26 protein-coding genes are annotated in these 25,733 nt (G+C 62.9%); 9 read left to right on the forward strand and 17 right to left on the reverse strand.

All coding sequences use genetic code 11. The features are described 5' to 3' along the window. Positions 1-38: 38 nt before the first annotated feature. Positions 39-908 (reverse strand): LysR family transcriptional regulator, encoded by an 870-nt coding sequence (locus NKH78_RS00930; protein ID WP_352478095.1) that lies wholly within the window; start codon positions 906-908, stop codon positions 39-41. A 92-nt stretch (positions 909-1,000) separates the two neighbouring features. Between NKH78_RS00930 and NKH78_RS00935 the strand changes: the two genes are divergently transcribed. After that, entirely contained in the window at positions 1,001-1,600 is a 600-nt protein-coding gene (locus NKH78_RS00935; RefSeq protein WP_352740209.1) for a LysE family translocator, read from the forward strand. 18 nt (positions 1,601-1,618) lie between these two features. Here NKH78_RS00935 and NKH78_RS00940 read toward each other — a convergent pair whose 3' ends face one another. Next, on the reverse strand, positions 1,619-2,410 hold the full coding sequence (locus NKH78_RS00940) for an SDR family NAD(P)-dependent oxidoreductase (protein WP_352646456.1): 792 nt from the start codon (positions 2,408-2,410) through the stop codon (positions 1,619-1,621). Between the two features lie 194 nt (positions 2,411-2,604). On the opposite strand from NKH78_RS00940, the gene NKH78_RS00945 reads away from it, so the two are divergent. Continuing rightward, the gene (locus tag NKH78_RS00945; protein ID WP_352740204.1) at positions 2,605-3,063 is read left to right on the forward strand and encodes a MarR family winged helix-turn-helix transcriptional regulator; all 459 of its coding nucleotides are present in this window, start codon (positions 2,605-2,607) and stop codon (positions 3,061-3,063) included. Positions 3,064-3,100: 37 nt separating this feature from the next. Here NKH78_RS00945 and NKH78_RS00950 read toward each other — a convergent pair whose 3' ends face one another. Then, positions 3,101-4,279, reverse strand: coding sequence for an MFS transporter (locus NKH78_RS00950; RefSeq protein ID WP_352740202.1), 1,179 nt, complete (start codon positions 4,277-4,279; stop codon positions 3,101-3,103). Between the two features lie 193 nt (positions 4,280-4,472). Between NKH78_RS00950 and NKH78_RS00955 the strand changes: the two genes are divergently transcribed. Both NKH78_RS00955 and NKH78_RS00960 read left to right on the forward strand, forming a co-directional pair. Further along, positions 4,473-4,829: an ArsR/SmtB family transcription factor gene (locus NKH78_RS00955; protein WP_352506754.1), complete on the forward strand. Its 357-nt coding sequence runs from the start codon at positions 4,473-4,475 to the stop codon at positions 4,827-4,829. Positions 4,830-4,923: 94 nt separating this feature from the next. Then, a complete protein-coding gene (locus tag NKH78_RS00960) occupies positions 4,924-5,670 on the forward strand; it encodes a metallophosphoesterase family protein (RefSeq protein ID WP_352740200.1) in 747 nt (248 codons plus the stop codon). Between the two features lie 127 nt (positions 5,671-5,797). Here NKH78_RS00960 and NKH78_RS00965 read toward each other — a convergent pair whose 3' ends face one another. Beyond that, positions 5,798-8,242, reverse strand: coding sequence for a DNA/RNA non-specific endonuclease (locus tag NKH78_RS00965; protein WP_352740198.1), 2,445 nt, complete (start codon positions 8,240-8,242; stop codon positions 5,798-5,800). 281 nt (positions 8,243-8,523) lie between these two features. On the opposite strand from NKH78_RS00965, the gene NKH78_RS00970 reads away from it, so the two are divergent. Both NKH78_RS00970 and carB read left to right on the forward strand, forming a co-directional pair. Further along, on the forward strand, positions 8,524-9,396 hold the full coding sequence (locus NKH78_RS00970; protein ID WP_352740196.1) for an SH3 domain-containing protein: 873 nt from the start codon (positions 8,524-8,526) through the stop codon (positions 9,394-9,396). Between the two features lie 208 nt (positions 9,397-9,604). Continuing rightward, positions 9,605-13,108 (forward strand): carbamoyl-phosphate synthase large subunit, encoded by a 3,504-nt coding sequence (gene carB, locus NKH78_RS00975; protein ID WP_352822155.1) that lies wholly within the window; start codon positions 9,605-9,607, stop codon positions 13,106-13,108. Positions 13,109-13,204: 96 nt separating this feature from the next. Here the strand turns inward: carB and NKH78_RS00980 are convergent, their stop codons facing one another. From NKH78_RS00980 to NKH78_RS01010, 7 genes are all read right to left on the reverse strand, one after another. Next, the gene (locus NKH78_RS00980; RefSeq protein WP_352822153.1) at positions 13,205-13,996 is read right to left on the reverse strand and encodes a hypothetical protein; all 792 of its coding nucleotides are present in this window, start codon (positions 13,994-13,996) and stop codon (positions 13,205-13,207) included. Positions 13,997-14,172: 176 nt separating this feature from the next. Continuing rightward, positions 14,173-14,811, reverse strand: a complete 639-nt coding sequence (locus tag NKH78_RS00985) for a hypothetical protein (RefSeq protein ID WP_352740186.1) — start codon at positions 14,809-14,811, stop codon at positions 14,173-14,175. Positions 14,812-15,114: 303 nt separating this feature from the next. Then, positions 15,115-15,582 (reverse strand): hypothetical protein, encoded by a 468-nt coding sequence (locus tag NKH78_RS00990; protein WP_352740184.1) that lies wholly within the window; start codon positions 15,580-15,582, stop codon positions 15,115-15,117. After that, positions 15,583-15,966 (reverse strand): DUF6152 family protein, encoded by a 384-nt coding sequence (locus NKH78_RS00995; RefSeq protein WP_352740182.1) that lies wholly within the window; start codon positions 15,964-15,966, stop codon positions 15,583-15,585. Between the two features lie 258 nt (positions 15,967-16,224). Then, complete coding sequence (locus tag NKH78_RS01000) at positions 16,225-16,971, reverse strand: DUF899 family protein (protein ID WP_352740181.1); 747 nt, start codon at positions 16,969-16,971, stop codon at positions 16,225-16,227. 160 nt (positions 16,972-17,131) lie between these two features. Further along, on the reverse strand, positions 17,132-17,620 hold the full coding sequence (locus NKH78_RS01005) for a GNAT family N-acetyltransferase (protein ID WP_352704194.1): 489 nt from the start codon (positions 17,618-17,620) through the stop codon (positions 17,132-17,134). Next, positions 17,613-18,389 carry a transglycosylase SLT domain-containing protein gene (locus tag NKH78_RS01010; RefSeq protein WP_352822148.1) on the reverse strand — a complete coding sequence of 259 codons (777 nt, stop codon included), beginning with the start codon at positions 18,387-18,389 and terminating at the stop codon, positions 17,613-17,615. Before NKH78_RS01010 ends, NKH78_RS01005 begins: the two co-directional genes overlap by 8 nt. Before the next feature lie 208 nt (positions 18,390-18,597). Here NKH78_RS01010 and NKH78_RS01015 point away from each other — a divergent pair, with 208 nt between their 5' ends. Continuing rightward, complete coding sequence (locus NKH78_RS01015) at positions 18,598-19,170, forward strand: methylated-DNA--[protein]-cysteine S-methyltransferase (protein WP_352740178.1); 573 nt, start codon at positions 18,598-18,600, stop codon at positions 19,168-19,170. A gap of 51 nt (positions 19,171-19,221) precedes the next feature. On the opposite strand, the gene NKH78_RS01020 is transcribed toward NKH78_RS01015, so the two are convergent. Further along, positions 19,222-19,548, reverse strand: coding sequence for a hypothetical protein (locus NKH78_RS01020; RefSeq protein ID WP_352477837.1), 327 nt, complete (start codon positions 19,546-19,548; stop codon positions 19,222-19,224). Between the two features lie 298 nt (positions 19,549-19,846). Here NKH78_RS01020 and NKH78_RS01025 point away from each other — a divergent pair, with 298 nt between their 5' ends. Beyond that, on the forward strand, positions 19,847-20,059 hold the full coding sequence (locus NKH78_RS01025) for a cold-shock protein (protein ID WP_023678332.1): 213 nt from the start codon (positions 19,847-19,849) through the stop codon (positions 20,057-20,059). Positions 20,060-20,676: 617 nt separating this feature from the next. On the opposite strand, the gene NKH78_RS01035 is transcribed toward NKH78_RS01025, so the two are convergent. The 3 genes from NKH78_RS01035 to NKH78_RS01045 all read right to left on the reverse strand — a co-directional run bounded on the left by NKH78_RS01035 (position 20,677) and on the right by NKH78_RS01045 (position 23,292). Beyond that, positions 20,677-21,285 carry a glutathione S-transferase family protein gene (locus tag NKH78_RS01035; RefSeq protein ID WP_352506738.1) on the reverse strand — a complete coding sequence of 203 codons (609 nt, stop codon included), beginning with the start codon at positions 21,283-21,285 and terminating at the stop codon, positions 20,677-20,679. Between the two features lie 262 nt (positions 21,286-21,547). Beyond that, positions 21,548-22,402, reverse strand: coding sequence for an EAL domain-containing protein (locus tag NKH78_RS01040; RefSeq protein WP_352477841.1), 855 nt, complete (start codon positions 22,400-22,402; stop codon positions 21,548-21,550). Then, entirely contained in the window at positions 22,399-23,292 is an 894-nt protein-coding gene (locus tag NKH78_RS01045; RefSeq protein ID WP_352822144.1) for an EAL domain-containing protein, read from the reverse strand. The genes NKH78_RS01040 and NKH78_RS01045 overlap by 4 nt, the downstream gene beginning before the upstream one ends. Positions 23,293-23,496: 204 nt before the next feature. Between NKH78_RS01045 and NKH78_RS01050 the strand changes: the two genes are divergently transcribed. Beyond that, positions 23,497-24,699: a pyridoxal phosphate-dependent aminotransferase gene (locus NKH78_RS01050; protein ID WP_352506735.1), complete on the forward strand. Its 1,203-nt coding sequence runs from the start codon at positions 23,497-23,499 to the stop codon at positions 24,697-24,699. 6 nt (positions 24,700-24,705) lie between these two features. Here NKH78_RS01050 and NKH78_RS01055 read toward each other — a convergent pair whose 3' ends face one another. Both NKH78_RS01055 and NKH78_RS01060 read right to left on the reverse strand, forming a co-directional pair. Further along, the gene (locus NKH78_RS01055; RefSeq protein WP_352740174.1) at positions 24,706-25,101 is read right to left on the reverse strand and encodes a (R)-mandelonitrile lyase; all 396 of its coding nucleotides are present in this window, start codon (positions 25,099-25,101) and stop codon (positions 24,706-24,708) included. Between the two features lie 30 nt (positions 25,102-25,131). Continuing rightward, positions 25,132-25,731 carry a methyltransferase family protein gene (locus NKH78_RS01060; RefSeq protein ID WP_352506733.1) on the reverse strand — a complete coding sequence of 200 codons (600 nt, stop codon included), beginning with the start codon at positions 25,729-25,731 and terminating at the stop codon, positions 25,132-25,134. Positions 25,732-25,733 lie beyond the last annotated feature (2 nt).

Genomic DNA, 25,733 nt, shown 5'->3' on the forward strand with positions numbered 1-25,733 from the left:
CCAGGACGGCTGAACACTGGCCGTCCTTTTTGCTGTTTTTAAGCCGCCTCTCGTCGCCGTGCCAATCCATCGCGGAGGTGGCCTGCGAATGCCAGTACGGCAGGCGCAACGCTGTGCTTCGGCAAATGCAGATTGATTGCAAAATTCGGCAATGACGGCAAATCCGGATCGTTGGCCAAAATATCAAGGTCCGCAGGTACGGTCGACGCCAACCAGGTGGTGACGGCCAAGTCCGAACGCACTGTTGCCGTCGTCGCGTCGATGCTGCCGTTTTCGAATACGGTGCGCCATGCCAGCCCGTGCTCGTTAAGCGCCTCCAGTACAACCGGACGGAACGCGCAGGTCTCGGCGACCATCGAAACCGGCAAGGGGCGTTTGCTGCGGGCGCCGCCGCCTTTGGCGCCGACCCAGACCAGCCGGTCGACAACAAGGCATTCGCCGGCCGACCGACCGACCGGTTCCTCGATCACCGCGAGCTCTATCGTGCCGGCCGCCAAGGCCGCAGCCAGCTCCGGCGACGAGGCGCAGACAAGCGAGATCTCGACCTGCGGATACGCCTCGGCATAGGCCTTGAGCACCGGCGCAAGCAAGGTGCCGACAAGGTCGTACGGCACGCCAAGCCGCACCTGACCGGCAACTGCATCGCCCGCCATCTCCGCCAGGATCTCGTCATTGAGCGAAAGCAGGCGCTTGCCCTTGCCGAACAGCCGCTCGCCGGAGCGGGTCAGCCGCAATCCGCTCCGATCGCGCTCGAACAGCCTGCAGCCGAGAACCTCTTCCAAACGCTTGACCTGCTGGCTGACGGCACCTTGCGTCAAATGCAGCGCGTTGGCCGCCGCCGTCATGCTGGCCCTGTCGGCAACGGTGACAAAGGTTCGGATCAGGGCAGTGTCGAGGTTGCGGAGCATCAAGCCATTATATTTGCTAATGCATGTCATAGCAAACATTGCATTTACTGATGAGCCAAACAGGCTACCGTGCAGGCTTCAAAGGAAGCAGCATGTTTGAAACCGTCCTTCCCCTCGTCCTGTTCGCGCTGGTCTCTACCTTAACGCCCGGCATCGCCACGACCTTGTCGACGGCGTCCGGCGCGCAGTTCGGCTTCCGCCGCTCTATCCCGCTGATGGCCGGAAGTGCGGCCGGCCTGGCCACAGTGGCTGCGGCAGGTGCTGCCGGGCTCGCTGGTCTGCTGGCCGCCGCTCCTTCGCTGCAACTAGCAATGAAAATGGCTGGTACCCTCTATCTGGTATGGCTTGCGCTCAAGATCGGCCGCAGCGGTCCGCCCAGTCTGGACGTGGCCATGGCAAAGCCGAACAGCTTTTTGGGCGGCGCCGGCCTGCAATGGATGAACCCAAAGGGCTGGGCCATGGGGCTGGGAGCGGCGGCATCTTTTGCCGCGCTCGCCAAAGGGCCGCTGCAGCTCGCCTTGCTGCTCGGCGCCGTCTTCGGCCTTGCAGCGGCTCTATCCTTGGCGGCATGGTGCGTGGCGGGCACGCTGCTCGCCCGGTTGCTGCGAACCGAGCGGCAGTGGCGCATGCTCAACGCCGTGCTTGGCCTGCTGCTGGCCGCCTCGATCATTCCGATGTGGCGGACAGCGTAAGGTTAGTCTTTAGCTATGTCAGGCAGTGTAACGCGCCGCCGGCTTGCCGGCCAGAAGACTGCCGAAGAAGCCTTGCCGAACGCCAAGAAAGGCATCCACCCCGGCAACATCGGCAAGACCCGGTGCCGTGAACGCTTCACCCTTTGCCAGGCCAACCAGCGCTGCATCGACCAGATCGTCGGCCGTCATCACGATCTCTTGCGGCACATTGGCAATATCGCTTCCCGCAACTTCCCAGAATTCTGTCCGCGTGGCCCCCGGCAAGACCACCTGCACGGCGACCTTCGTGCCCGCGACTTCCCGCTGCAAGGCCTCGGTGAAGTTGACGACGTAGGCTTTGGTGCCGCTGTAGATGCCGCCGAACGAGGTATCGAAGGCAAGGACCGAGGCGATGTTGACGATGGCGCCGCGGTTGCGCGACAGCAGCCCCGGCAGCACCGCGCGCGTCAGCCGAGTCAGCGCCACGACATTGACCTTGATCATGCGCTCGGCGACATCGGCTTCAGCCGTTGCCACCACCTGCGCGCCGCCAAGGCCGGCATTGTTGACCAGCAGCGTCACGCTGTCGTCGGTTGATATCGCCTGCTCGACCCGTCGCAGATCGCCGTCGTCGGACAAGTCGGCGCCGATGACGCTGACCTTTATGCCATACGCGAAGCGGAGCCTCTCCGCCAATTCCTCCAACCGATCGGCGCGCCGCGCCACCAGCACCAGATCATAACCTTGGCCGGCGAGCCGGTCGGCATAGATCGCACCGATGCCGGACGAGGCGCCGGTGACGACCGCAGTACCTTTGTCCTGATTGCTCATTGTCTTGTTCCTTCTGGTTCGATTCCAAATGCCGGTGCCGCAGGGCAACACCCTGCTTCGACTGGCACACGAATTATTGGCATATGCCACCATTGGAACGTAGGCATATGCCACCATCTTGTCAATCGGGGGAGCAAGGACTATTTCTGGTTTGCATCGAGGGGCCCTTCCGGTCCCTCATCGGAAATCCGCCAATGTCCCAAACCACCCTGCCCGGCCTGGCGCTTTGCAACAACGCCATGCTGCGCCGCGCGACGCGGAAACTGGGCCAGTTCTATGACGATGTGCTGGCCCCATCGGGTCTGAAGGCCACGCAGCAGGGCCTGCTCTACCAGATCCACATCGGCGACGAACCGACGATGGGTGCCATTGCCGCGGCCCTCGTCATGGACCTGTCGGCCCTCGGTCATACGCTGAAGCCGCTGATCAGGGACGGTTATATCGAGACCTTCGCCGACCCTGCCGACCGCCGCATCAGGCGCGTCAGGCTGACATCGCAGGGCCGGATCAAGCTCGAAGAAGCTCTGAAGCTGTGGCAAGTCGCTCAGCAGCGCTTCGAGGAGATGTTTGGAAAAAAACAGGCCGCAAGCCTGCGAGCGGCGCTGGACGAAATCGCCGCACTTGATTTCGACGTACCGCCGGCCGCGAGTTGAATTATCGGCGGCCGGCAGACAAGCTCCGCTAACAGCCCTATTCGGCCGGCATCGCCACCGGTCGCGCCGCCAGGTGGCCCGCCAGCACTACGCCCAGACCGATGATCGGGAATGCCGCCGCGACCACGCCGAGGTCGGCCGGTGCGCCATAGCGCAGCACCGCGGCGCCGACCACGGCACCCAGTGCGACGCCGAGATAGAGCGCCGAAGCGTTCAGCGACAGCACGATTGGCGCGGCATCGGGCGCCAGCTTGATGATGCGGCTGGCCTGCGCCGGCGGGAACGCCCAGCCGACGATGCCCCACGGCACCATCATGGCCATGAGCGCCGGCCCGGCGATCTCGCGCGGCAGGAACATCGGGATCAACGAAAACGTGACCAGCATGGCGGCACTCAGCGCCAGCGACCAACAGACGGTGCGCGTCGCGCCGAAACGGTCGGCGGCCTGACCGCCGCCGATATTGCCGATGACCGCGCCAACGCCGAAAGCGAGCAGCATTCCGGGAAGCGCGATCGGGTTCAGTCCGCCGCCTTCGATCGCGAGCGGCGCGACAAAGGCAAAGACGGTGAAGGCGCCGATCAGGGCCAGGATGGTCGTCACCAGGATAGGCATGACGCCGGGGCGAAGTGCCGCTGCCAGCCGCATCCGGAGCGGCAGCCTTGTGCCGACGATGCCACGCGGCAGCCGGTACCACAGGATCGCGCCGGCGAGCGCGCCAAGGCCGGCAATGGCAAAGAAGGTGCCGCGCCAGCCGGCAACCGTCGCAACGAGCGCGCCGAGCGGTGCTCCGACCGCGACCGCAACCGTAGTGCCGCCGACGACCACGGCGATGGCGCGGGCGCGGTGATGATCGTCGACAAGCGCAACGGCCGTTCCCTGTGCGGTCGCCGCAAACAGGCCTGACGACAGCGCCATGACGATGCGCGCGATCAACAGCAATTCGAAGGAGGAGCTCAGCGCCGCGGCGACGTTGCCCAACACGAAGAACACCAGCGTCCACAGGATGACGCGGCGACGGTCCCATTCGCCGGTCAGCGTTGCCAGGATCGGCGTGCCGATCGCATAGGCGAGCGCAAACGCGGTGATCAGCGTGCCGGCTAGCGGAACGGAGATGGCGGCATCCTTTGCAATATCGGGCAAAAGGCTGGAGATGACGAAACCTTCGGTCGAAATCGTGAACGATCCGAGCGCAAGCCAGGTGAGGCGCTTATCCATGGCAATTTCCTTAGTTCAAAGGTTATTGAACAATTGGACATAACAGGGCATGATGTCAATAAAGCCGCTGCAAAATAGCCGAACCATCCTGACAGCCCGGTGTGAGGACGGGGCGGCGGGACGAAACTATGTGTCCATTAACCACGAGAGGAGATGCGTTGAAATCGGCTCCGAATGTGCTTAATTCCTGGGCATGACCTTGCCCCATCCCACCGCCGACCAGATCAGCCTGCCGAACGTGCTTGCTGTGCTCGGCGACCCGACGCGGTTGGCCATCGTGCGCTATCTCGCCAGCAAAGAGGGCGTGCCGCTGAATTGCAGCCGGTTCCTCGACTTCGCCTCGAAGACCAATCTGAGTTACCATTTGGCCAAGCTGCGTGAGGCCGGCGTCACCCGCACCGAGGCGGTTGGCACCAGCCGATTGATCACGCTGCGCCGTGACGATCTCGACCGCCGCTTCCCGGGCTTGCTCGACAGCGTTATTGCCGCGGCCGGCGACGACGCGTCGTTACCGGCGGTCGGCGGCCACGAGATCGAAGTCCGCGCCTGACGGGCGCGAAGCTGGGTTCCGCTCTCGCCCGCTTCGCGAGACGAGCAAAGTAGCTTCACCTGCCGTCCAGCCATTCCAATTAACGGAGCCTGCCATGCGCATTGCCGTCCTCGCCGACATCCACGGCAACGTCCTGGCGCTCGACGCCGTGCTCGACGATCTGCGGCAGCGCGGCGGCGCCGACCTCATCGTCAATCTCGGCGATTGCGTTTCCGGCCCGCTGTGGCCGCGCGAGACCATGGAGCGGCTCGAGGCGCTCGACCTGCCGACGGTACGCGGCAATCACGACCGCCGCGTTGCCCGCGACACTGCCGACGAGACCATGTGGCCGTCCGACCGCTACGCGCAGGAACGGCTGACGGCAGGCCAACGCGAGGCGCTGCAAGTGCTGCCCGTCACGCTGGAGGTGGCGCCCGGCGTGATCGCCTTCCATGCCCGGCCCGACCACGACGAAAAATACCTGACTGACGCGATCGTCGAGGGCCGGCTGGTGCGCGCGCCGCTGGCCGCAATCGAGCGGCGGCTCGGCGCGGTCGATCCCGCCTGCCGCATCATGCTTTGCGGCCACAGCCACCGCAGCGAGCTGATCCGCATTCCCGGCGGTCCGGTCATTTTCAATCCGGGCAGCATCGGCTGCCCGGCCTATGACGATTCGACCCCACCGGCGCATGTCTCGGAGCAAGGCTCGCCACACGCCCGCTATGGCATCGTCGACTTGCACCCCGATCGTTTCGAATCCATCGCCGTCGACTATGACCATGAGGCGGCGGCGTATCAGGCCGAGCAGGCGGGACGGCCCGAATGGGCTCACGCGCTGCGCACCGGATTTATGTCCGGCTGAACGCGGAACGCGTTCATGCCGCCGGGCTGAGCTTGCTCATCCCAGGCTGAGCTTGCTCATGCCAGGCTGAGCTTGCTCATGCCTAGCTGAACGGATGACCGCCTTCGACCGGCAGAAGCCGCAATCTTCAGTCGTCGGACGCGGATCGCTTCGATCGCCTGGCAGGACGTCGGGCGCTGGCCGCCGAAGTCTTGGACGTCGAAGTCTTGGTCGCCGAAGCCTTGGGCGTCGAAGTCTTGGGCGATGAAGCCTTTGGCCGTGACGTACTGGGCGTTAGATGCCTTGGGTTGAAAGTCTGTGCTGGAGCCGATTCGGAACCGGCCCGAATGTCGGCGTCGCGCACCTGCTGGCCAAAGTTCAGGCCGGTCAGCTGTTCGATCTCGGCCACCGTCGAAAGAAACTCCGATACCCTGGCAATTTCAAGCGGGTCGTCGAATGCCTCGGCACGCTCGCCGAACGCTTCGGGCATCACTTCCAAAACCGGCTTCTGGTCGGCCAGCAGCGCGATGGCGCGCAGGCCACCTTGATCGGACCACAGCGCGATCTTCCAGAACTTCAGCGGAACATGGCTGTCGAAGCGGTAGGGAGGATCGTCCTCGCGGAACACTGGCCCGGCAAACACCGTGACCCGGCCTCGCGTCGTATAAGCGTTGCGCAGCACATAGGTTTCCACCGCGCGCCATCTCAGCTTCCCCTTGGAGCCGGGATGGTCAAGCGAGCTTCCCTGATTGAAGAAGCCGACTTGCGGCGCAGCATTGGTATAAAAGAACGTGTCGCGTTCTGCCGCGACCGCCTCCTGATCGACGCCCCATGCGGGGTCGCCGCGAAGTGTAATATGGCCCTTCTGGAACATTCGAGCGATTCGTTCCTTGGATTTTGCGACGGGAAATCCGGGCACATTCTGGCTCGAATAGAATTCCTGGGTCATCTGCTCGCCAAGGTCGATGCGGCGATCGGGCCGGAAAGCATCGCTGGCTTCCGAACCGGAAATCGACTCCACCCCCAAGTCGACAAGCGACGGGTTGTCGATGACCGTCTTGTCCTCACGATCGACCGCCTTGGTACGGGATCCATCGATATTGCAGGCGGTGACGAAGGCAAGCCTGCGATCGGCGTTCATCAAGATCGAAAAATGATGGTAGCGCAATTCGTGTGGGTCCTCGCCCGGTTTGGCAAGAAGGTTTTTGGCCAACCGGTAGGGTGAATTGGCAACCGTCGGCATTGGCAGGACAAAGCCCGGTATGAAGCCGGGTTCATACCCTCCACGATCGTCGAAATCCTCTGTTTTCCAACCCGCGGCCTCGGCGATGGCCATGACCTTGGCGGGTTCGCTTGCTGGACCTTTGCCGTCGTTTCGTCTTGCATCGCCTCCGTCGCGGTCGATCAACGGCGCCCGGACATTTATCTCGACGGGAAAAGTCCACGTGACCGAGCCATCGGCATTATGTCTCGTCGCCGGCGGGCCGCGATCCGGTTCAGGCCGCTGCTCCGGCTTGTCCGGCACGTCTCCGCGACTGTCGGCGTTCAGCCGAACTGTCTCATCCATCATGCGCGGCGTGCCGGACCAAATCGCCAGAGCTTCCGAAACCGCCGATGCCGATGAGCCCGGCAACCTGGACTTTCTAGCGCCCAGATCGTCAACGATGGCGCTGATCCGTATGCCTTCGTTGATCTCGCGCGCAAGCGCGTAGCCAGCTATGCCCGTCACCTCGTGGAACGGGCCGGCCCAATGGTGTAGGGCAATGGGCTCCCATTCGTTGTTGAAGACCGGTGAACCGGACGAACCCTGTTCGGTATCGGCAACATAGTGCAGCACTTGAACCGTTTCGTCGCGGGCCACCAGCCGGTTTTCACGCAGCACCAGTTCCTTGAAGCGGCCATCGGGATGCTGGACGATGTTGGCAATTTCGCCGAGCATATGCTTGTCGCGCGCGTCCGACAGCGAGATAAAACCGAACTCCCCCAGTTCCTTTGGGCCGGAACGCCGCTCGCCGACCCCGATCAGCGTGTAATCCAGACCTTCTATGCTATCGGTCACGAAACAGGATTCAGGATCGAACAGGAACGTCGTCGGCGTGCGCACGGCATTTGCACCGTCCTGCTCATAATCGAACTGGACCTGGAAGCGCCGGGAATCCGCCGGCGACGAAATCACATGGTTGTTTGTGAGGAACAGCCTTGGCCCGACCAGAAAACCCGATCCTTGCGGATTGCCGTTGAGAAAGGCAACGCGCCCGACCGCGTCGGCAGCACGGCGCCCACGCTCCAGAAATGCGACCCCGATGAAATCGAGCGTTGGGCCGAGAACTGCCTCCGGTCCTGGCTGTTTGGCGGCGGCCTTTCTTTCCCCGGCAGATCTCATGTCGATTGCTGCCGATATCATCTCCGCTTCGGTGCGGCTGAGCGACGCCTTTACCTGCAACCTGTCGAGGCGCCTGGAGAGGGTCTGTTCGGCGGCCAGCGGATTGCCGTTGGCGATGTGACCAAGTGAAGCCTCAATTTCGGCGCGCGTTTTCTTGATACGCTGGCGAACTATGTTTTCCACTTGCGCGAATATTTCAAGGTCGACCATATTGCCCTCCTCAACCTTACTTGAGAGAGTGCATATTTACATGAAATGTGCAATATTTTGCCGGCTGTTAGTTTACGGAAGCGGCCTGGTCGCGATTCAACACGCGGCGCCTTTTCGGGCTTACACAGCGCCGCCTCGTCGCCTATAAAAACCGGCTGGCGTGCGGCGGCGCTTTCGTGCCTGGCCGCGCCTTCGGCAATTGAACTTACCGCCCATGGCAGATGATTAGGCGCACAGTAACACTCCCGACGACGCTGCTTGCGGTGGTGGCCGCTCCGCTGATGCTGGCGGAGCTGCCGGCCAACGGCCAGGAGCCGGAGCCCATCATCTCGATTGTGACGGGTCTCGCTCCCGATGACCTTCTGAACGTGCGCGCCACGGCGTCGGCCATGGGCAAGATCGAGGCGCGGTTGCCGAGTGGATCGAGCGTGAAAAATCTCGGCTGTGGCGAGGTCAGCGGCTACAAGTGGTGCAAGGTCGAAGACATTGACGACCCGAAGCTGAGCGGATGGGCACCCGCACGCTACCTCGACCCCATCAATCCCCGGCAAGTGACACCCCAGGCGGCGGCCAATGCGGAGAGCCCTGCCTCTCAACCGCTGCCCGATCTGACAACGCGCCTCGGCGCAACTGCTCCCGAAACGTCGCTGAACTCCGCTGACGCAATCGGCAGGGTGGCTATCGAGGACGCTTACCGCCTGGCCCTGGCCGCTGGCAATCCCTCGACTGGACAGGTTGATGGATCGGCGCCCGCGGCAGTGGATCCCGTCCAGAATTTCGGCGCGACCAATGCGGCGCCTCCGCCCGACGCACAGACCGTTGCACGGCTACAGCCGCCGGGGACACCATTCCCAGGTGCCGGCAACGTCATTCCTTGCGCGCGCTATCTCGGCCAGCCGATGACCAACTGCAAGGCAGGCGTCGCGCGCACCGGCGACAAAACCGACGTGACCGTGACCTGGCCCGACGGCGGCACGCGCATCATCAGCTTCTACGCCGGCAAGCCGGCCGGTTCGAATGGGCCGGGCGAATTCCGCTTCACGCGCGAAGGCAGCCTCAACATGATCCGCGTCGGCGCGTCCGAACGCTTCGAGATTACGGATCAACTGGCGCTGGGGGATAGTGGTAAGGGGAATAAGGCAGTAGGGCAGTAGGGCAATATGTTTAAAGGGCGCTCAACCTCTGCCCTACTGCCCTACTGCCCTACTGCCCTACTGCCCTACTGCCTCATTTTCGGGGTTACATCCGGCAAAACTCTTCCCTATAAGGCCCTCCTAGCCTGATACCAGAATCGCGAGCACAACCGGCCGGGTCTTCCCGTCCGGTTTTTCGTGCAAGCCGCCTGCCGAACGGACCTTCGATATGCCAAGACGCACCGACATCAAGTCGATCCTGATCATCGGGGCCGGCCCCATCGTCATCGGCCAGGCCTGCGAGTTCGACTATTCCGGCACCCAGGCCTGCAAGGCGCTGAAGGAAGAGGGTTTTCGCGTCATCCTGGTCAACTCCAATCCGGCCACCATTATGACCGATCCGGAGCTGGCCGACGCCACGTACATCGAGCCGATCACGCCGGAAGTGGTGGCCAAGATCATCGCCAAGGAGCGGCCGGACGCGCTGCTGCCGACCATGGGCGGCCAGACCGCGCTCAACACCGCTTTGTCGCTGCGCCGCATGGGCGTGCTCGACCGCTATCAGGTCGAGATGATCGGCGCCGACGCCACCGCAATCGACAAGGCCGAGGACCGCGCTTTGTTTCGCGAGGCGATGAACAAGATCGGCCTGGAAACGCCGAAGTCGATGCTGGCCAACGCCACCGACGTCAAGAATGCCGACCGCAAGACGCACGAGGCCGAACGCGCCGCGCTGAAAGCCGAGAAGCCGGAAAACCTCGACGCCGCGCTCGATGCTCTGGAAACCCGCTGGAACCTCGGCGAAGGTGACCGCAAGCAGCGCTACATCAGCCATGCCATGGCGATTGCAGCACAAGCGCTCGACCATGTCGGCCTGCCCGCAATTATCCGCCCGTCCTTCACCATGGGCGGCACCGGCGGCGGTATTGCCTACAACCGGGCCGAATTCTTCGAGATCGTCCAGTCCGGCCTCGACGCCTCGCCGACCACCGAAGTGCTGATCGAGGAGAGCGTGCTCGGCTGGAAAGAGTACGAGATGGAGGTCGTCCGCGACAAGGCGGACAATTGCATCATCGTCTGCTCGATCGAGAACATCGACCCGATGGGTGTGCACACCGGCGATTCGATCACCGTCGCCCCTGCCCTGACCTTGACCGACAAAGAATACCAGATGATGCGCAACGCCTCGATCGCGGTGCTCCGCGAAATCGGCGTCGAGACCGGCGGCTCCAACGTGCAGTTCGCCGTCAACCCGGCCGATGGCCGTCTGGTGGTGATCGAGATGAACCCGCGCGTCTCGCGCTCGTCGGCGCTCGCTTCCAAGGCGACCGGTTTCCCGATCGCCAAGATCGCGGCCAAGCTCGCTGTCGGCTACACGCTGGACGAGCTCGAGAACGACATCACCGGCGGGGCGACGCCGGCGTCGTTCGAGCCGAGCATTGATTATGTCGTCACCAAGATCCCACGCTTTGCCTTCGAGAAATTCCCCGGCGCCGAGCCGGTGCTGACCACCTCGATGAAGTCGGTTGGCGAGGTCATGGCCATCGGTCGCACCTTCCAGGAATCGCTGCAGAAGGCTTTGCGCGGGCTCGAAACCGGCCTGACCGGTCTGGACGAGATCGAGATCCCCGGCATCGGCCACGGCAGCGCGCCCGCCAGCCATGTCGACGACCGCAACGCCATTCGCGCCGCCTTGGGCACGCCGACGCCGGACCGGTTGCGCATGGTGGCGCAGGCGATCCGCATGGGCACTTCGCTGGAAGACGTGCACGCCATGTGCAAGATCGACCCGTGGTTTCTTGAGCAGATCGCCGGCATCCTCGTCATGGAAGACCGCATCCGCGAGCACGGCATCCCCGAGGACGCCGCCAATCTGCGCATGCTGAAGGCGATGGGTTTCTCCGACGCCCGCCTCGCCTCCCTGGTCAGGAAAGACGTCGAAGAAGTCCAGAAGATTCGCGAAAAGCTCGACGTTCATCCGGTCTACAAGCGCATCGACACTTGCGCCGCCGAGTTCGCCTCGCCCACAGCCTACATGTATTCGACCTATGAAGTGCCGTTCGCCGGCAGTCTCGCCAATGAGGCGCAGGTCTCGTCGCGCAAAAAGGTCGTCATCCTCGGCGGCGGCCCCAACCGCATCGGCCAGGGCATCGAGTTCGACTATTGCTGCTGCCATGCGGCGTTTGCGCTGCGCGACGCCGGCTTCGAGGCGATCATGATCAACTGCAACCCGGAGACCGTCTCGACCGACTACGACACCTCCGACCGGCTCTATTTCGAGCCGCTGACGCCGGAGGATGTGCTGGAGATCCTGCGCACCGAACAGGCCTCGGGCGAGCTCGTCGGCGTCATCGTCCAGTTCGGCGGCCAGACGCCGCTGAAGCTGGCGGATGCGCTGGAGAAGGCCGGCATCCCGATCCTCGGCACTTCGCCCGACATGATCGATCTCGCCGAGGACCGCGACCGCTTCCAGAAGCTGCTGCACAAGCTCGGCCTCAGCCAGCCGAAGAACGGCATCGCCTATTCGGTCGAGCAGGCCCGCCTCGTCGCCGGCGAGCTCGGCTTCCCGCTGGTCGTGCGCCCGTCCTATGTGCTCGGCGGCCGCGCCATGCAGATCATCCACGACGAGAGCATGCTGCAATCCTACCTGCTCGACACCGTGCCCGGCCTGGTGCCGGAGGACATCAAGCAGAAATACCCCAACGACAAGACCGGCCAGATCAACACGCTGCTCGGCAAGAACCCGCTGCTGTTCGACACCTATCTCTCAGGCGCCATCGAGGTCGATGTCGATTGCCTCTGTGACGGCAAGTCGACCTACGTCTCCGGCATCCTGGAACACATCGAGGAGGCCGGCATCCACTCGGGCGACAGCGCCTGCTCGCTGCCGGTGCATTCGCTGCCTTCGAAACTCGTCGACGAGCTGGAGCGCCAGACGGCGGCCCTTGCCCGCGCACTCAATGTCGGCGGCCTGATGAACGTGCAATATGCGATCAAGGACGGCACGGTCTATGTGCTGGAGGTCAACCCGCGCGCGTCGCGCACCGTGCCCTTCGTCGCCAAGACCATCGGCCGGCCCATCGCCAAGATCGCCGCCCGCATCATGGCCGGCGAAAGCCTGGAAGACGCCTTCGCCCATTACGGCGCCATGCCCGACCCCCGCAATCCCGGCCACATCGCCGTCAAGGAAGCAGTCTTCCCCTTCGCCCGCTTCCCCGGCGTCGATATATTGCTCGGCCCGGAAATGCGCTCGACCGGCGAGGTCATGGGTCTCGACCGCGACTTCGCGCTGGCCTTCGCCAAGAGCCAGCTCGGCGCGGGTGTTGATCTCCCCCGCGCGGGCACGCTGTTCGTCTCGGTGCGCGACGAGGACAAGAAAGGCATCCTGCCGGCGGTCAAGCGTCTCGCCGGCCAGGGCTTTAAAGTGCTGGCCACCTCAGGCACGGCGCGCTTCCTCGCCGAGAACGGCGTCGTCGCGGAGAAGATAAACAAGGTGCTGGAAGGCCGCCCGCACATCGAGGACGCCATCCGCAACCGCCAGGTGCAGATCGTCTTCAACACCACGGACGGCCAGAAGGCGGTGTCGGACTCGAAATCGCTGCGCAGGGCGACGCTGATGCAGAAGGTGCCGTATTACACGACGCTGTCGGGCGCGGCGGCGGTGGCCGAGGCGATAGCGGCGTTGCGGGCGGGGAGCCTAGAGGTGCGGCCGCTGCAGGAGTATTTTGCGTGAGGGGCTTCTCCTCCTTTTCGGCAGGGAACCGCATATGACAGCGCCACATATGTGATTACCCTGCGGCGGGAAGCGGGCCGATGAGGATTGTACCGTTTACTTTAGAGCGTAAATTGCCAAACCTAAGCCAACGATGCTTGCGATACTGGCAAAAAAAGCAACAAGTTTGTTTTCAAGAACCCAAGAGACGCTAGTTCGAATACGACCGCCATGCATCTCCCAGCGTGTGGTATTCGTCCTTAGAGAACGATCTTTCACCAACGTTGCGAGATTCGCTAGAATATCCACTTTGCGCAATGTGGATTGATGCAGTCCGCTAAAATTTCGCTCTTCGAACGCTGCCGCTTCTTGCGAGCCCGTCATGAAGTCCAAAGGTCGTATCTGGTTCTTTTCAATTAAAGACTCCATTCGTGGGTGTGATATGTAACCCTTCCCATATATATTTATGATAATTCTCGATAAATCATGCTTTCGTTCGTCGTCAATTACGACAGACGTACCGCCAAGAACTGTATACCGATGCTCGATTGCCGCGAATCCGTAGTTCGCATCACGCATATTCCAGTGCATGAAATGACTGTTCCGGTACGAGCCCACAAATGAAAAGAACGCGTCCAGCATGAGGCGCTCCAATCTATCATAATGCTGCTCAATTTCCCCAAACGCTACGCCTTGGCGCTCAGCAATTTGATGGATAGAAAATGAGTGCGTCTGCGCGTCACTCAACTTGCGAACTGCAATGGACGTGACCCTGGGCGAACGCCCCTCAATTCGATCATAGAAACTTTCGCAAGAGTAGTGAATAACCCACGTATTTTTTGCATCTGAAAAAATGCTGTCAATCTCTCGCCATGCTTCTTTCTGCCGGTTCGCATCTGGGGCGGTCATTGTATACCAAATCGGTTCGAGGCAACTCGGTTTGCGACAATTGGGCTTGTGAGCTATAGTCCCTCAGCCTGTATTTAGACGGGCAAAGAGGGCCGCTGGACATCGGCTTTGGACGCCGAGCCAGCGGCTCCCGTGGTCTCAGCCGAGCTGAGCTTAATTCCCGTTTGGACCGGGAATCAATCTGTGGACGCCATCGCGCGTATTACGTTCGCAATCTTGGCCGCTTCCGCTGGTGTCAGATCGTAGGGCAGCCCCTGCACCTGTATCGTCAAGTCCGGTCTAATTGGGATAGGCAGTATCGAAACTGAAGTAGGCGGCGGCGGCGAGAAATTAGCGAATATTTTTTGAGGAATTTCGTCGGGCGACTTGCTGTCTGCTGTGTTAATCGATTTCGGCCGCTCAGAAGACTTTCTTCCGGACGCCTGCGTAGACGGCCTAAACGACATCGGGTTATCTAAATAATTCTTAAAATCATCAATAGCTGATTTTATCCTACTTTTATATGTGTTTAGGCTGTCTGGGGTATAGTTTGCACCAGAAATATTCGAAAACCGAACAAGAAGCTGATCTAGATCTAAAATCGTGACGTCTTCCGCCTCATCTTTTTCAAGTATAGACAGAACCTTGTTCGCCGATGCCTTGCGAGAGCGGGCAGTCGTCGTGTTCATCAAACCCTTCCTCGCAAGGTAGTCGAGGAACTCAAGAAGGGCTTCGCGTGATCGCTTTCCGTTCATTGCAACCATCCTTTCACGGATAGGCTTAGCAGATTCTGGATAAGTTGCAATGATTTTCGTGTCTGAATAGACGTTGTCCATATCTACAACGCTCGTCAGACGAGTATCCGCTCGTGCCATTACGGCGCTTCGACGATTTCCTTGGTCATGACGATCTCCATGGATTGGGATCGACGTTGGCGCAAAGCCCCTCACCCGCCCTCCGCTTCGCTCGGGCGACCTCTCCCCGAGGGGAGAGGAGACTTGAAGCGCTGGCGCCAACCTCTTCTCCCCTCGGGGAGAAGGTGGCCGCGAAGCGGCCGGATGAGGGGGCCTGCGCCGACTCCGCGATTGCTTGGAGACTATTCTGCCGGTCGGCGAAGGCCAGTGCCCACGCCCGATTTCCTAGAGAAACCCGATGATTCGTCCGGCGAAAAGCACGGACGTCCACAGCATCAGCGAAACCACCGCCAGCACGGTAGCGCCCCCACCCGCCGGCTCCTCTCCGCCCCTTGCCCGGCACACCCGCATAAACGCGAGGAAGTTGGCGCCGGCGAGAAGGATGAGCGCCAGCTTGGCGAGGAAAACCGGCATCGCCGCATACTCCCTCGCCCTGACTGAAAACAGCAGCGCCCCGGTCACAAGCGCGCCTGCAAACGCACTCAACGCCGTGCGGCGCAGCAGCGCGACCAACGGCGCCTGCGGCAGCGAGCGGAAGGCGCCCAGGATCCTGAGGTCCATGAGCCCGACGCTGGTCAGCAGCGCGCCGATCGACATGATGTGCACCGCATTGACTATGGGGTAGGCGACGAAGGAGGCCCTCAGTCCCCGCACCAAGGCGAGTTGCTCGATGCCGGCGAAAAACCCGTCCATTCAGGCCGGCGGCACGCGGTCGGGATAGACGTCATAGGTCTTGCCGCCGACGATGATGCGGACCGCCTTCATGCGCTTTTCGCTCTCGTCGCGCGAGCGGTGGCCGATCGCGGTCACATCGTCGCCGACCTTGGCAACCTCCTCGGTGAAGCCGGCGGCGATCGTGCGCGACGGCGGCGCCATCTCCACCCGCCAGGCCTCTCCCTTCGCGTCGACATCCAGCGTGGCGTGCGGGTTGCCGATATAGATGGCCGTAATCCTGCCCTTGAGCTCGAAGAACCCGTCCTGCGTCCACGACCAGCCATGATGGGCATAGGCTGCGGTGCCGGCGGCAAGGATCACCGCGGCTGCCAGCGCGACGCTCCGGTTGAAAGGTGACAGCATCGCTCGTCTCCTCGGTTCCGGCATTAGAGGGTAGGTCAGCGCGCCGCAGCGTCAAATCACATAGGGTCTGCGCCGCCCCTCATTGTCCTGCCGGGCATTTCTCCCCGTATAGTGACGGGGAGAAAGGTTGCCGTCGCCACGCATTTCGCCAATCTCCAGAGTTTAAGAAAGGGAGCTGAGTTTGCCGCCAGCCCCCTTCTCCCGTCCCTCTACGAGGAGAAGATGCCGGCAGGCAGATGAGGGCGGCGCCGAGCGACGCTAGTGGCAGCATCCTTCCCCATACTGCAGCTGCTCCTGCCAGCTCTGCGCCCTGCCCTCCGGCGTGAAATCCATGAGGTTCCACAGGATCTCGCAGGTGCCTATGGCGCGCGGATCCTGGCCGGGTTCGGGCGGCGCGAAGCCGAGTTCGGAGCTCCAGAAGTGGCGGATGCCGTCGCCGTCGCGGTGGAACACCGACAGCACGGGGAGCTGCGCGCCATCCTCGGCCTCGGCGTGATAGTCGCGCTTGAAGCTGTTGCCGGCCGACGAGACCAGCCGCATATTTTTCCAGCCGCGGTCGCGGCCGAGCGTCAGCAGGTTTTCCAGCGCGGTCTTGGCCACGACAGCGAAATTGTAGCCGGCGGCCTCGAGGTGGCCAATGGCGCCGTCGAACTGATCGAGCAGCGCCGTGCAGGACGGGCAAGGCTGGTCCGGTCTGGGCAGCTTCGCCGTGCCGCCGCTCGTCGCCACGTCGCGCGTCTCCTGCGGATGGCGCGGAAACATCATCGAATAGACGATCAGCGTGTCCTTGCCCGGCGCAAACAGTTCCGAAAGCTTGATCCTGGCCGGCTTGCCGTCCGTGCCGAGCCCGTCGAACACATAATCCTGCGGCACCAGCCCGCCCGTCGGCAGCGCGCGGCGGGCGACCGCCACATCCTCCATGGCGCGGCGCAGCTCGATTTCCTTCCGCAGCAGCTTTTCGCGGGCGGTGCGGTATTCCTGGGACTCGTTGGGAAAGCTGATCATCGTCATCTCCATCTGCCGTGCTTTTTGGCGGCGCGCCGTTCGTGGCAACGCGCCTTGCCTCCCAAGGACGCATCGCGCGAAACGGTTCCGACATTTTTGCGCAGGCGCCGTGGCGACAAGAACCCGGGCTGCCGCCTTCAAAAAGGACGAACGGCGCTCCTCACCCCGCCCAATCCACCTCGATCATCCCCAGCCGCTGATAGAGCCTGACCGCGGCCGCGTTCTCGACGGTATTGGTCTTGAGATCAACATGCGCCGCACCCCTTGCCTGAAACACCGCAAACGCGTAGCGCATCAGCGCCTCGGCTATGCCCTTGCCGCGCGCCTCGGGATGAACGGCAAGATCCTTGACGAACCCCGTCGCCCAGCAGAGCGCCGCGCCCGCCAACCGCCCCTTGCCGTCGATGACCAGGAAACACAAAGCGGGATCGAATTCCGCGTCGCCCGAAATGCGGGGCCACCATTCGTCGAACGGCCCATCGGCGCCGTCGTCGAACACCGCGGTCAAAAGTGCATGCAAAGCGAGCGCATCGGCGGCTTCGAAGCCGCGCATGAAAAAACCTTCCGGCCAGCGCGGCGCCAGAAGCGTGTCGTCGAGGATCTTGCGCAGTCTTATGTCGTTCGGCGCCGGTGGGCGCGGCTCAGGCATCGGGCTGCATGCGGCGGCGCAGGCTGTCGCTGCCGAGGCCGGTTTCGCCCAGCATCCCCTTGCGTTTGGCGTCATAGTAGTAGCCGCTCTGGTAGAGCCGGTCGGCGCGCTTGGGATTGCCGCCCGACACCAGCCAGGCGCCGCGCAGATATTTCACCGCATATTTCAGGTTGGTCTCGGCGTCGAACAGGCCGCTCGCCGGCCCGTCATAGCCCATGCCGCGCGCCGTCGCGTGCTTGATCTGCATCAGCCCCCAATGCCCGTGATTGTAGGCTTTCGGGTTGAAGGTGCTCTCGCGGTTGACGACGCTGCGCACCAGATCGACCGGCACCTCGTACAGCGCGGAATATTTCTCGATCAGCCGCTCGATCTCGCTGCGGGCGCCGGCGTTCGACTGGCCCTCCGCCGGGTCGGTCGCGGCCAGAACGGCCGGGTTTTGCGGCACCGTGTAGGCGACCGGCTGAACGCCGGGCATGGCGGCAGTCTGGCCGGTGACCGGCATGGCGACGGCAGCCACCGCGGTGGCTGGCTGGGCACTGGTGGTCATGACGGCGGGAGCAGTTGCCGCCAGCGGTGTCGGCCCGGCAAAGGCGGCCGCAGACTCGACCGGCAGTGCTGCTGTCTGGGCGGCGCCGGACGGTTCCGGCAGCACCGAAACAGTGTCGGGCAGCGCCAGCGTGAAGCCGGCATCGGTGTTGGCCGCATTTTCGGTGAAGGCCGGTGCCGGGGTCGCCGGCGAAGTCGAGGTGCAGCCGCTGAGAGCGGCCACGGCCAACACCGCCGCTAGGACGGGAAAGAGGAATTTTGCTGGCAAGCGGCGCTCGGGTCCGGTTCGTCGGGTGTTAAGAAGTCCTTACACCAGCATCTTTCCTCGGGCAATCCGCGGTACCCGGTGGTTTTCGGGTGGCGAGCCGGGCCGGGAAATGCGATATTGTTCTGGATTTGTACTTCGAAGGATTCCGGAAAGGAGCAGCGCCATGGACGCCTCTCATGCCACCGCCGGCCACGCGGTCTTCGAAACCGTGCTCGGCTTCATGGGCATCGCCTGGAGCGATGCCGGGCTAACCCGGCTCTGCCTGCCGCAGCGCAATCGCGACGCGGTCGAGCGCCGGCTGCTGCGGCATGCCGCAGACGTCGACCAGGCAGCGAAACCCGAACCGCAATGGGTTGCCGAACTGATCGGGTCGATCAAGGCCTATGCCGCCGGCGAGGATATCGATTTCTCCGGCGTGCCGGTCGATCTCAGCGGCGTCGACGAGTTCCGCCTGGCGATCTATGACGCGGCGCGAAAGCTCGCCTTCGGCGAAACCACCACCTATGGCGAACTGGCCAAACGCGCCGGCCATGCCGGGCTGGCGCGTGAGACGGGCGCGGCACTCGGCGCCAACCCGGTGCCTCTGGTCATTCCCTGTCACCGCATCCTTGCCGCCGGCGGCAAGATCGGCGGATTTTCCGCCCCCGGCGGCTCGGTTACCAAGGAAAAGATGCTGGCAATGGAAGGCGTACGCGTCGGCCCGCCGCCCCCAGCGCAGGTGTCGTTCGGGTTTTAGCTGTGCTGATATTCAGGTGAGGCCGGCACCCCGCGCACCATCTCGACCAGCCTAATCCGGAAGCAGGCGCCGGCGGAAGCGCCGGTCGATCTCCACCCGCTTGCACTTGTAGACGGTGCACGAATTCGTATCGGCACTCGGCACCGAGGCCCGCGCCCTGACCTCGCCGATGTCGCAGAATTGCTGGCTCCGCACATAGCGGTCGTAGAGCGCCAGGCCCGGCACGCGCGTCGATCTGTAGCGCAGGATGACCGCCCCCTCGCGCGCGATCGTCGCCTGCACCTTGCCGCAGCTCATGCGGGTCGGGTCGTAGCGCGAGACCGCCTGCGCCTCGGCGGCCACCAGCGTCAGGCAAGCGGCAAGCAGAACGATTTTCATGTCCCTCTCCCCAAAACCCAGTCGCGCCCGAAGCCGGCGCGATCCTCCCGCGTCAGGCGCGCAACGACGACGCTCTCACGCGATTGGGGCGGCCGTTGGGCAGCGTTGCCGCCGTGCCATTTTCCGCCCCGTCTTGTTTTTTGCGCGAAGGCATATTATATGCGGTCCATTGATATTTCGGCCGATCGATCCGGGCCTCGCGATATTCGCGTTTGCTGACGTTCTATCTCCAAAATCTCGATACAAACCGGCTGGGTTTCGGTCCAGTCAAACTAAAGCAAACGTAAGGACTATCGAAATGGCAACAGGTACGGTCAAGTGGTTTAATTCCACCAAGGGTTTCGGCTTCATTCAGCCTGATAGCGGCGGCGCGGACGTTTTCGTCCACATCTCCGCAGTCGAGCGTGCTGGACTGTCGACCCTGGTCGAAGGCCAGAAGATCAACTTCGAGATCGAGCAGGACCGCCGCACTGGCAAGTCGTCCGCTGGATCTCTGAGCAAGGCGGCCTGATCTTGAAAATGGCGCGCGCCGGGCGATAGCCCGGGGCGCGCGGCAAGTCACGGATGTACTGGCGGTCGCGCGAGAAGCGCGCCGGAGCGAAAGACCCGACAAGCCGAAGCAGCAGATTGCTGCCGGCCCGGCCAAAACGCTCCCGATCAGGCTACCAAGCATGGGAAGGCGGGATTTTGTCCCGCCTTTTTGCTGTCTGAAATCCGGTGAACCGTCGCCTTGGTCCTATGGGACCACTTTGTGGTTGTTTTTACCCCGGTCATTGTACCATCGACCATGAGCAAGCTTGAACAGATTGAGAAATCCGTCGCCGAACTAAGGCCCCGAAGAGCTCAAGGCGTTTGCCGCATGGTTCGAGGCGCTGCAAGCCGACATGTGGGACCGGGAGATCGAAGCCGACGCCAAGGGCGGCAGGCTGGACAAGCTTGCCGAGCAGGCCTTGGCTGATCATCGCGCCGGCCGGACCCGGCCTCTGTGAATCATTTTGCCACTCCCTCGTTTTGGGAGGCCTACGCAAAACTGCCCTCGTTGAGCAAAGGCGTGCGAGCATTCACGCCACTGGCCGAAGGCCACAAGCCCAACGCCCGGAGCGAGCCGCGAAGCGGCGACAAGCATGACTAAGGCAACCAGTCCAGCGGCACATGCCCCGGATCGGCCTCGACCCGTTGCAGCCAGGCGGCAACCGCCGGATAGGCGTCGAGCTGAAACCCGCCCGTCTCGGCCGTATGCGTATAGGCATAGAGCGCGATGTCGGCGACGCTGAGCGCACTGCCGGCGAAGAAGCTGCTCCCGGCCAGGTGCTGGTCCATGACGCCGAGCGCCTTATTGCCGCGCTCCAGCGTCACCGCCAGCCGCTCGGGTGTCGCGTCTTTCGCGCGTTCTGGAAAGGTCAGTAGCGCCCTGCGCACCGCGATATAAGGCTCGTGGCTGTATTGCTCGAAGAACAGCCACTGATAGGCCAGCGCGCGTTCGTATCTGTCCGCCGGCAGGAACCGCGTGCCTTCGGCGAGGTAGAGCAGGATGGCGTTGGATTCGGCCAGCCGCCGGCCGTCGTCGAGTTCGAGCAGCGGCACCATGGCGTTCGGGTTCTTGGCGACATAGTCGGGCTTGCGCGTCTCGCCGGTATGCGAGCTGACCTCGACATTGGTGAAAGGGATGCCGAGCTTGGCCATCAACAGGCGCGGCTTGTAGCAATTGCCGCTGTCGATCATTCCATAGAGTATCATCGATGCTCCCCTTGCTCGCAACCACCCGTCTCAAGGCTTGATCCAGCCTCTATCGCGGCAGCGGCGGCTTCATCCAGTGATTTGTTTTGGCGTAACCATCAGCGCCGCTGATGCATTACAGGATATGTCGAGATTCAAGTCAGGCCGAGCCGAGAAGGGCGGGTTCCGAGAACCGGAGCGGAGCGTACTTTTTGGGTACGTGAGCACCGGAAGCGCAGGACCCCCCGTTCGCAGGCCGGCATCACTTGAATATCGGCATATCCTAGCCGAACAAGGGGATGACGTTGCTATCCCTGCCAAGCAGCCTGTCGATCGACAGCGGCTCCTCGTCGAACAGCGTACCGGCCAGCGCCGGCCGGGCAAGGTAAAAGCCCTGCAGCAGGTCGACGCCGCCATCCAGCGCGACGCGCAGATGCGTGGCGTTCTCGATGCCTTCGACCAGCACCTTGGCGCCGCGATCGTGCAGCGTCGAAACCAGTGGCCGGAAAAACCGCTCGGCGGCGGCATGGCGGCAGAATTCGGCGAACCAGGTGCCGTCGATCTTGACGATGTCGGGCTGCACGAGGGCGACCCTTTCTTCGGTAGAATGCCCGGTGCCGAAATCGTCGATGGCGATGCGGACGCCGTCGCGCCGCATCTCGCGCGCCAGGCTGACAAGCACCTTGTCGCCGGCAGCCTGCTCGGTGATCTCGCAGACCAGCATGCCGGGATGCAGGCCGAAATCCGCCAGATGCCTGGTCATCAGCCTGATTTCGGCCAGCGCCCGTGCGGGGTCATCGTTTATCAGCGGATTGTAGTTGAAGAACAGGTCGAGCCCGTCGACGCCGATGTTGCGGAAGTTGCGCAAATGCAGCACCCGGCACATGGTTTCGACAAACAGCCGATCCGCTGCCGGCACACCTTCGAAGAAGATTTGCGGCGCCACCGGCCTGCCTGCACGATGCGGCTCGATCAGTCCCTCGACCGCGACGGCGGCGAGAAACCTGCCGCGCGGCGCGAAGACCGGCTGGTAGGCGCTCCTCAGCCGGAATGCGCCGTAGACGCCATATTCGATGCCGACCTCGTCGGCAAAGATCGCCTCGCCGACCTTGCGCCGCATGTCGGCCCGCCCGGTCACGATGTCACCCTGCGGCCAAAGGCCCGCATCGGCCGCCGCGATGGCGAAACGGCCGCAGAAACCTTCTCAGCATCGGCCGGCACCGCGGCCGCCTGCCCGCTCTTGTCGAAGACGTGGAAGCTGGTTGGCGCAAGCTCGGGGCGCGCCAGCACATAGCCCTGCACCATCGAGGCGCCCGACTTTTCGGCAAGCTCGAGCTGCCAGCCCGTCTCGATGCCCTCGAATACCGTTCGGATGCCTTGCTCTTCGAAGCTTGTCACCATGGCGGTCAGCAAGGCGAAGCCGGCACCGGACTCCATCAGCGTCATGATCCAGTCGGCGTCGAACTTGACGATGTCTGGCCTGAGTTCCTTGATGCGATTGATGTCGGATTCGTCGGCGCCGTAATCGTCGACCGCAATGCGCAAACCATTGCCCCTGAGCGCCTCGACGAAATTGTAGAGCGTTTCCTGCGACGCCGATTTCTGCTCGGTGACCTCGCAGACGACGCGGCGCGGATCGATGTCGGCCTCGTGCAGCACCAGCCGCATGTCGCGCAGCGCCTTGTCGGCGATGCTGCGATCGGTGAACACCGATGGATCGAAGTTGATGAAGATGGAGGCGTCTCGCGGCAGGCAGGCGCCGGCGTTCAGCAGGTGCAGCGTCCGTGTCAGCGCCTCGATATGCAGGCGATCGACCGCCGGACAGCTGTTGAAGAAACTCATTGGCGGCTGCGGCTCGCCTTCGCGGAACGGCCGGATCAGCCCCTCGAACGCGACGACGGACAGCTTGCCCTTGTTGAAGGCGAAGATCGGCTGGAAAGCGCTTTGCAGCGTATAGACCCCCCAGACACCGCTGGCGGTGCCGTCATCATGGCGGACGATATGGGCAAGCTCGATGCTGCGCGTCACGGTTCCTCGCTATGCGAGACAGGCGGACCGGCTACGGTCCCTGCCGTTCAAGCTTTTACCGATCGTTGATGAATTTATTGTTGCCAGCATTGCGCGCTGGCTCATTCGACAATGCCTGCGCTGGGCTTGCGCTTGACCAGATGATGCGACATGAGAGGCGCCGCGGCGCCTTCGCCGCGCCGGTCCTTCCTGGAGATATCTGTCATGGCCTTTCTTGCCGACGCCCTTTCCCGCGTAAAGCCTTCCGCGACCATCGCGGTGACGCAGAAGGCGCGCGAGCTGAAAAACGCCGGCCGCGACGTGATCGGGCTGGGCGCCGGCGAGCCGGACTTCGACACCCCCGACAACATCAAGAGCGCCGCGATCGAGGCCATCCGCCGCGGCGAAACTAAATATCCGCCGGTCTCCGGCATCGTGCCGCTGCGCGAGGCGATCGCGAAAAAATTCAAGCGCGAGAACAATCTTGACTACCGGCCGGAGCAGACCATCGTCGGCACCGGCGGCAAGCAGATCCTGTTCAACGCCTTCATGGCGACGCTGAACCCCGGCGACGAGGTGATCATCCCGCGGCCTTACTGGGTGAGCTATCCCGAAATGGTGGCGATCTGCGGCGGCACCTCGACTTTTGCCGACACCTCGATCGACAACGGCTTCAAGCTGACGGCGGCCGTGCTGGAAAAGGCGATCGCGCCGCGCACCAAATGGCTGTTGATGAACTCGCCGTCGAACCCCTCGGGCGCCGCCTATACCGAAGCGGAGCTCAAGAGCCTGGCCGACGTACTGTTGAAGCATCCCCACGTCTGGGTGCTGACCGACGACATGTACGAGCACCTGACCTATGGCGACTTCGTCTTCAAGACCATCGCCGACGTCGAGCCTAAGCTCTATGAGCGCACGCTGACCATGAACGGCGTGTCGAAAGCCTATGCCATGACCGGCTGGCGCATCGGCTATGCAGCAGGCCCGGTGCCGCTGATCAAGGCGATGGACATGATCCAGGGCCAGCAGACCTCCGGCGCCTGCACCATCGCCCAATGGGCGGCGGTCGAAGCGCTGAACGGGCCGCAGGATTTCATCCCGAAGAACAAGGCGATCTTCCAGGGCCGGCGCGATCTCGTCGTCTCGATGCTCAACCAGGCACGCGGCATCACCTGCCCATCGCCGGAGGGTGCGTTCTACGTCTATCCCTCCTGTGCCCAGCTGATCGGCAAGACGACCAAGAGCGGCAAGGTGATCGACAGTGACGAAACCTTTTGCTCGGAACTGCTCGAGGCCGAGGGCGTGGCGGTTGTTTTCGGCTCGGCCTTTGGCCTCGGCCCGAACTTCCGCATCTCCTACGCCACGTCGGAGGCTCTGCTCGAAGAAGCCTGCACGCGCATCCAGCGCTTCACCGCCGCGCTGGTCTGAGACGTTTCAGCCGCAATACTGCTCGTCGCTGACCTTCTCCAGCCAGTCGGCATGCACGCCCTCCAGCGCCTCCTGCATGGCGATGTGCGTCATCGCCGATTTCGGCGCGGCGCCGTGCCAGTGCTTTTCGCCGGGCGCAAAGGAGACGACGTCGCCGGCCCTGATCTCCTGGATCGGCCCGCCCCAGCTTTGCGCGAGACCGGCACCGGACGTGACGTAGAGCGTCTGGCCGAGCGGATGCGTATGCCAGTGGGTCCGGGCGCCGGGCTCGAAACTGACCAGTGTGGCGCGTAGCCGCGCCGGTGCCTCCTTCTCGATGATCGGCGTCTGCAAAACCCGGCCAGTGAAGTATTTTTCCGGCGCAACAATCGTCGGCACGCTGCCACAGCCAATAATCTTCATCGTCGCAAATCCTCGATCCAATCCAGTGTCTTAGAGACTACCACTTTCGTCCGATGCCGGCTGCATCTCCTGCCGGCTGCGGGCAAAACGCGGCCAGAACAGGCCGGCACGTCCGCTATAGGCCTGGTAGGCACCGGCCAACCTTGTACGTGAAAATTTTCGCTCTTCGTCCAAGGCCGCGATCACATAGATCGCAACGATGCCGGCGACCGGCACGACCGCCCACACCGACCAGGTCGCGATACCCCATCCGATCCAGAAGATGATGTAGGATGTGTAGAACGGATGACGGACATGGCTATAAGGGCCTTCGGTCACCAGGCTGTCGGGATTGTCCGGATCAAACGCGAAACGCAGCCGCGCCTTGCGCGAAACCGAGATCGCCCACCAGAACAGCGCCGAGCTTGCCAGTTCGACGGCAAACCCGCCGATCTTCGCTGCAACCGGTTGCCGCTCGATCCACAGCAGCGCCAGAAAGAACAGCGCCGTGCCGACCACGACGGCCGAAATGATCATGGCGCCTTGAGACATGCTCGGCGACTGGAAATGCCCGCGCATCGACCAGGCATATTGGCCGAGCGTCGCGATGCTGCTGATCGAGAGGAGAAGGTCGAGCGTGGATTCCATCATCA

It is taken from the genome of Mesorhizobium sp. M0910 (genome assembly GCF_040319465.1).
Taxonomy (GTDB): Bacteria; Pseudomonadota; Alphaproteobacteria; order Rhizobiales; family Rhizobiaceae; genus Mesorhizobium.

Coding starts and splice junctions, on each gene's coding strand:
- NKH78_RS00940 (WP_352646456.1), bottom strand. CDS start 2,410: ATGAGCAATCAGGACAAAGGTACTGCGGTCGTCACCGGCGCCTCGTCC.
- NKH78_RS00930 (WP_352478095.1), bottom strand. CDS start 908: ATGCTCCGCAACCTCGACACTGCCCTGATCCGAACCTTTGTCACCGTT.
- carB (WP_352822155.1), top strand. CDS start 9,605: ATGCCAAGACGCACCGACATCAAGTCGATCCTGATCATCGGGGCCGGC.
- NKH78_RS01055 (WP_352740174.1), bottom strand. CDS start 25,101: ATGAAGATTATTGGCTGTGGCAGCGTGCCGACGATTGTTGCGCCGGAA.
- NKH78_RS01015 (WP_352740178.1), top strand. CDS start 18,598: ATGGACGCCTCTCATGCCACCGCCGGCCACGCGGTCTTCGAAACCGTG.
- NKH78_RS00980 (WP_352822153.1), bottom strand. CDS start 13,996: ATGACCGCCCCAGATGCGAACCGGCAGAAAGAAGCATGGCGAGAGATT.
- NKH78_RS00960 (WP_352740200.1), top strand. CDS start 4,924: ATGCGCATTGCCGTCCTCGCCGACATCCACGGCAACGTCCTGGCGCTC.
- NKH78_RS01000 (WP_352740181.1), bottom strand. CDS start 16,971: ATGATCAGCTTTCCCAACGAGTCCCAGGAATACCGCACCGCCCGCGAA.
- NKH78_RS00990 (WP_352740184.1), bottom strand. CDS start 15,582: ATGGACGGGTTTTTCGCCGGCATCGAGCAACTCGCCTTGGTGCGGGGA.
- NKH78_RS00945 (WP_352740204.1), top strand. CDS start 2,605: ATGTCCCAAACCACCCTGCCCGGCCTGGCGCTTTGCAACAACGCCATG.
- NKH78_RS00995 (WP_352740182.1), bottom strand. CDS start 15,966: ATGCTGTCACCTTTCAACCGGAGCGTCGCGCTGGCAGCCGCGGTGATC.
- NKH78_RS01025 (WP_023678332.1), top strand. CDS start 19,847: ATGGCAACAGGTACGGTCAAGTGGTTTAATTCCACCAAGGGTTTCGGC.
- NKH78_RS00970 (WP_352740196.1), top strand. CDS start 8,524: ATGCTGGCGGAGCTGCCGGCCAACGGCCAGGAGCCGGAGCCCATCATC.
- NKH78_RS00955 (WP_352506754.1), top strand. CDS start 4,473: ATGACCTTGCCCCATCCCACCGCCGACCAGATCAGCCTGCCGAACGTG.
- NKH78_RS00950 (WP_352740202.1), bottom strand. CDS start 4,279: ATGGATAAGCGCCTCACCTGGCTTGCGCTCGGATCGTTCACGATTTCG.
- NKH78_RS01005 (WP_352704194.1), bottom strand. CDS start 17,620: ATGCCTGAGCCGCGCCCACCGGCGCCGAACGACATAAGACTGCGCAAG.
- NKH78_RS01050 (WP_352506735.1), top strand. CDS start 23,497: ATGGCCTTTCTTGCCGACGCCCTTTCCCGCGTAAAGCCTTCCGCGACC.
- NKH78_RS01020 (WP_352477837.1), bottom strand. CDS start 19,548: ATGAAAATCGTTCTGCTTGCCGCTTGCCTGACGCTGGTGGCCGCCGAG.
- NKH78_RS01060 (WP_352506733.1), bottom strand. CDS start 25,731: ATGATGGAATCCACGCTCGACCTTCTCCTCTCGATCAGCAGCATCGCG.
- NKH78_RS00985 (WP_352740186.1), bottom strand. CDS start 14,811: ATGGACAACGTCTATTCAGACACGAAAATCATTGCAACTTATCCAGAA.
- NKH78_RS00965 (WP_352740198.1), bottom strand. CDS start 8,242: ATGGTCGACCTTGAAATATTCGCGCAAGTGGAAAACATAGTTCGCCAG.
- NKH78_RS01035 (WP_352506738.1), bottom strand. CDS start 21,285: ATGATACTCTATGGAATGATCGACAGCGGCAATTGCTACAAGCCGCGC.
- NKH78_RS00935 (WP_352740209.1), top strand. CDS start 1,001: ATGTTTGAAACCGTCCTTCCCCTCGTCCTGTTCGCGCTGGTCTCTACC.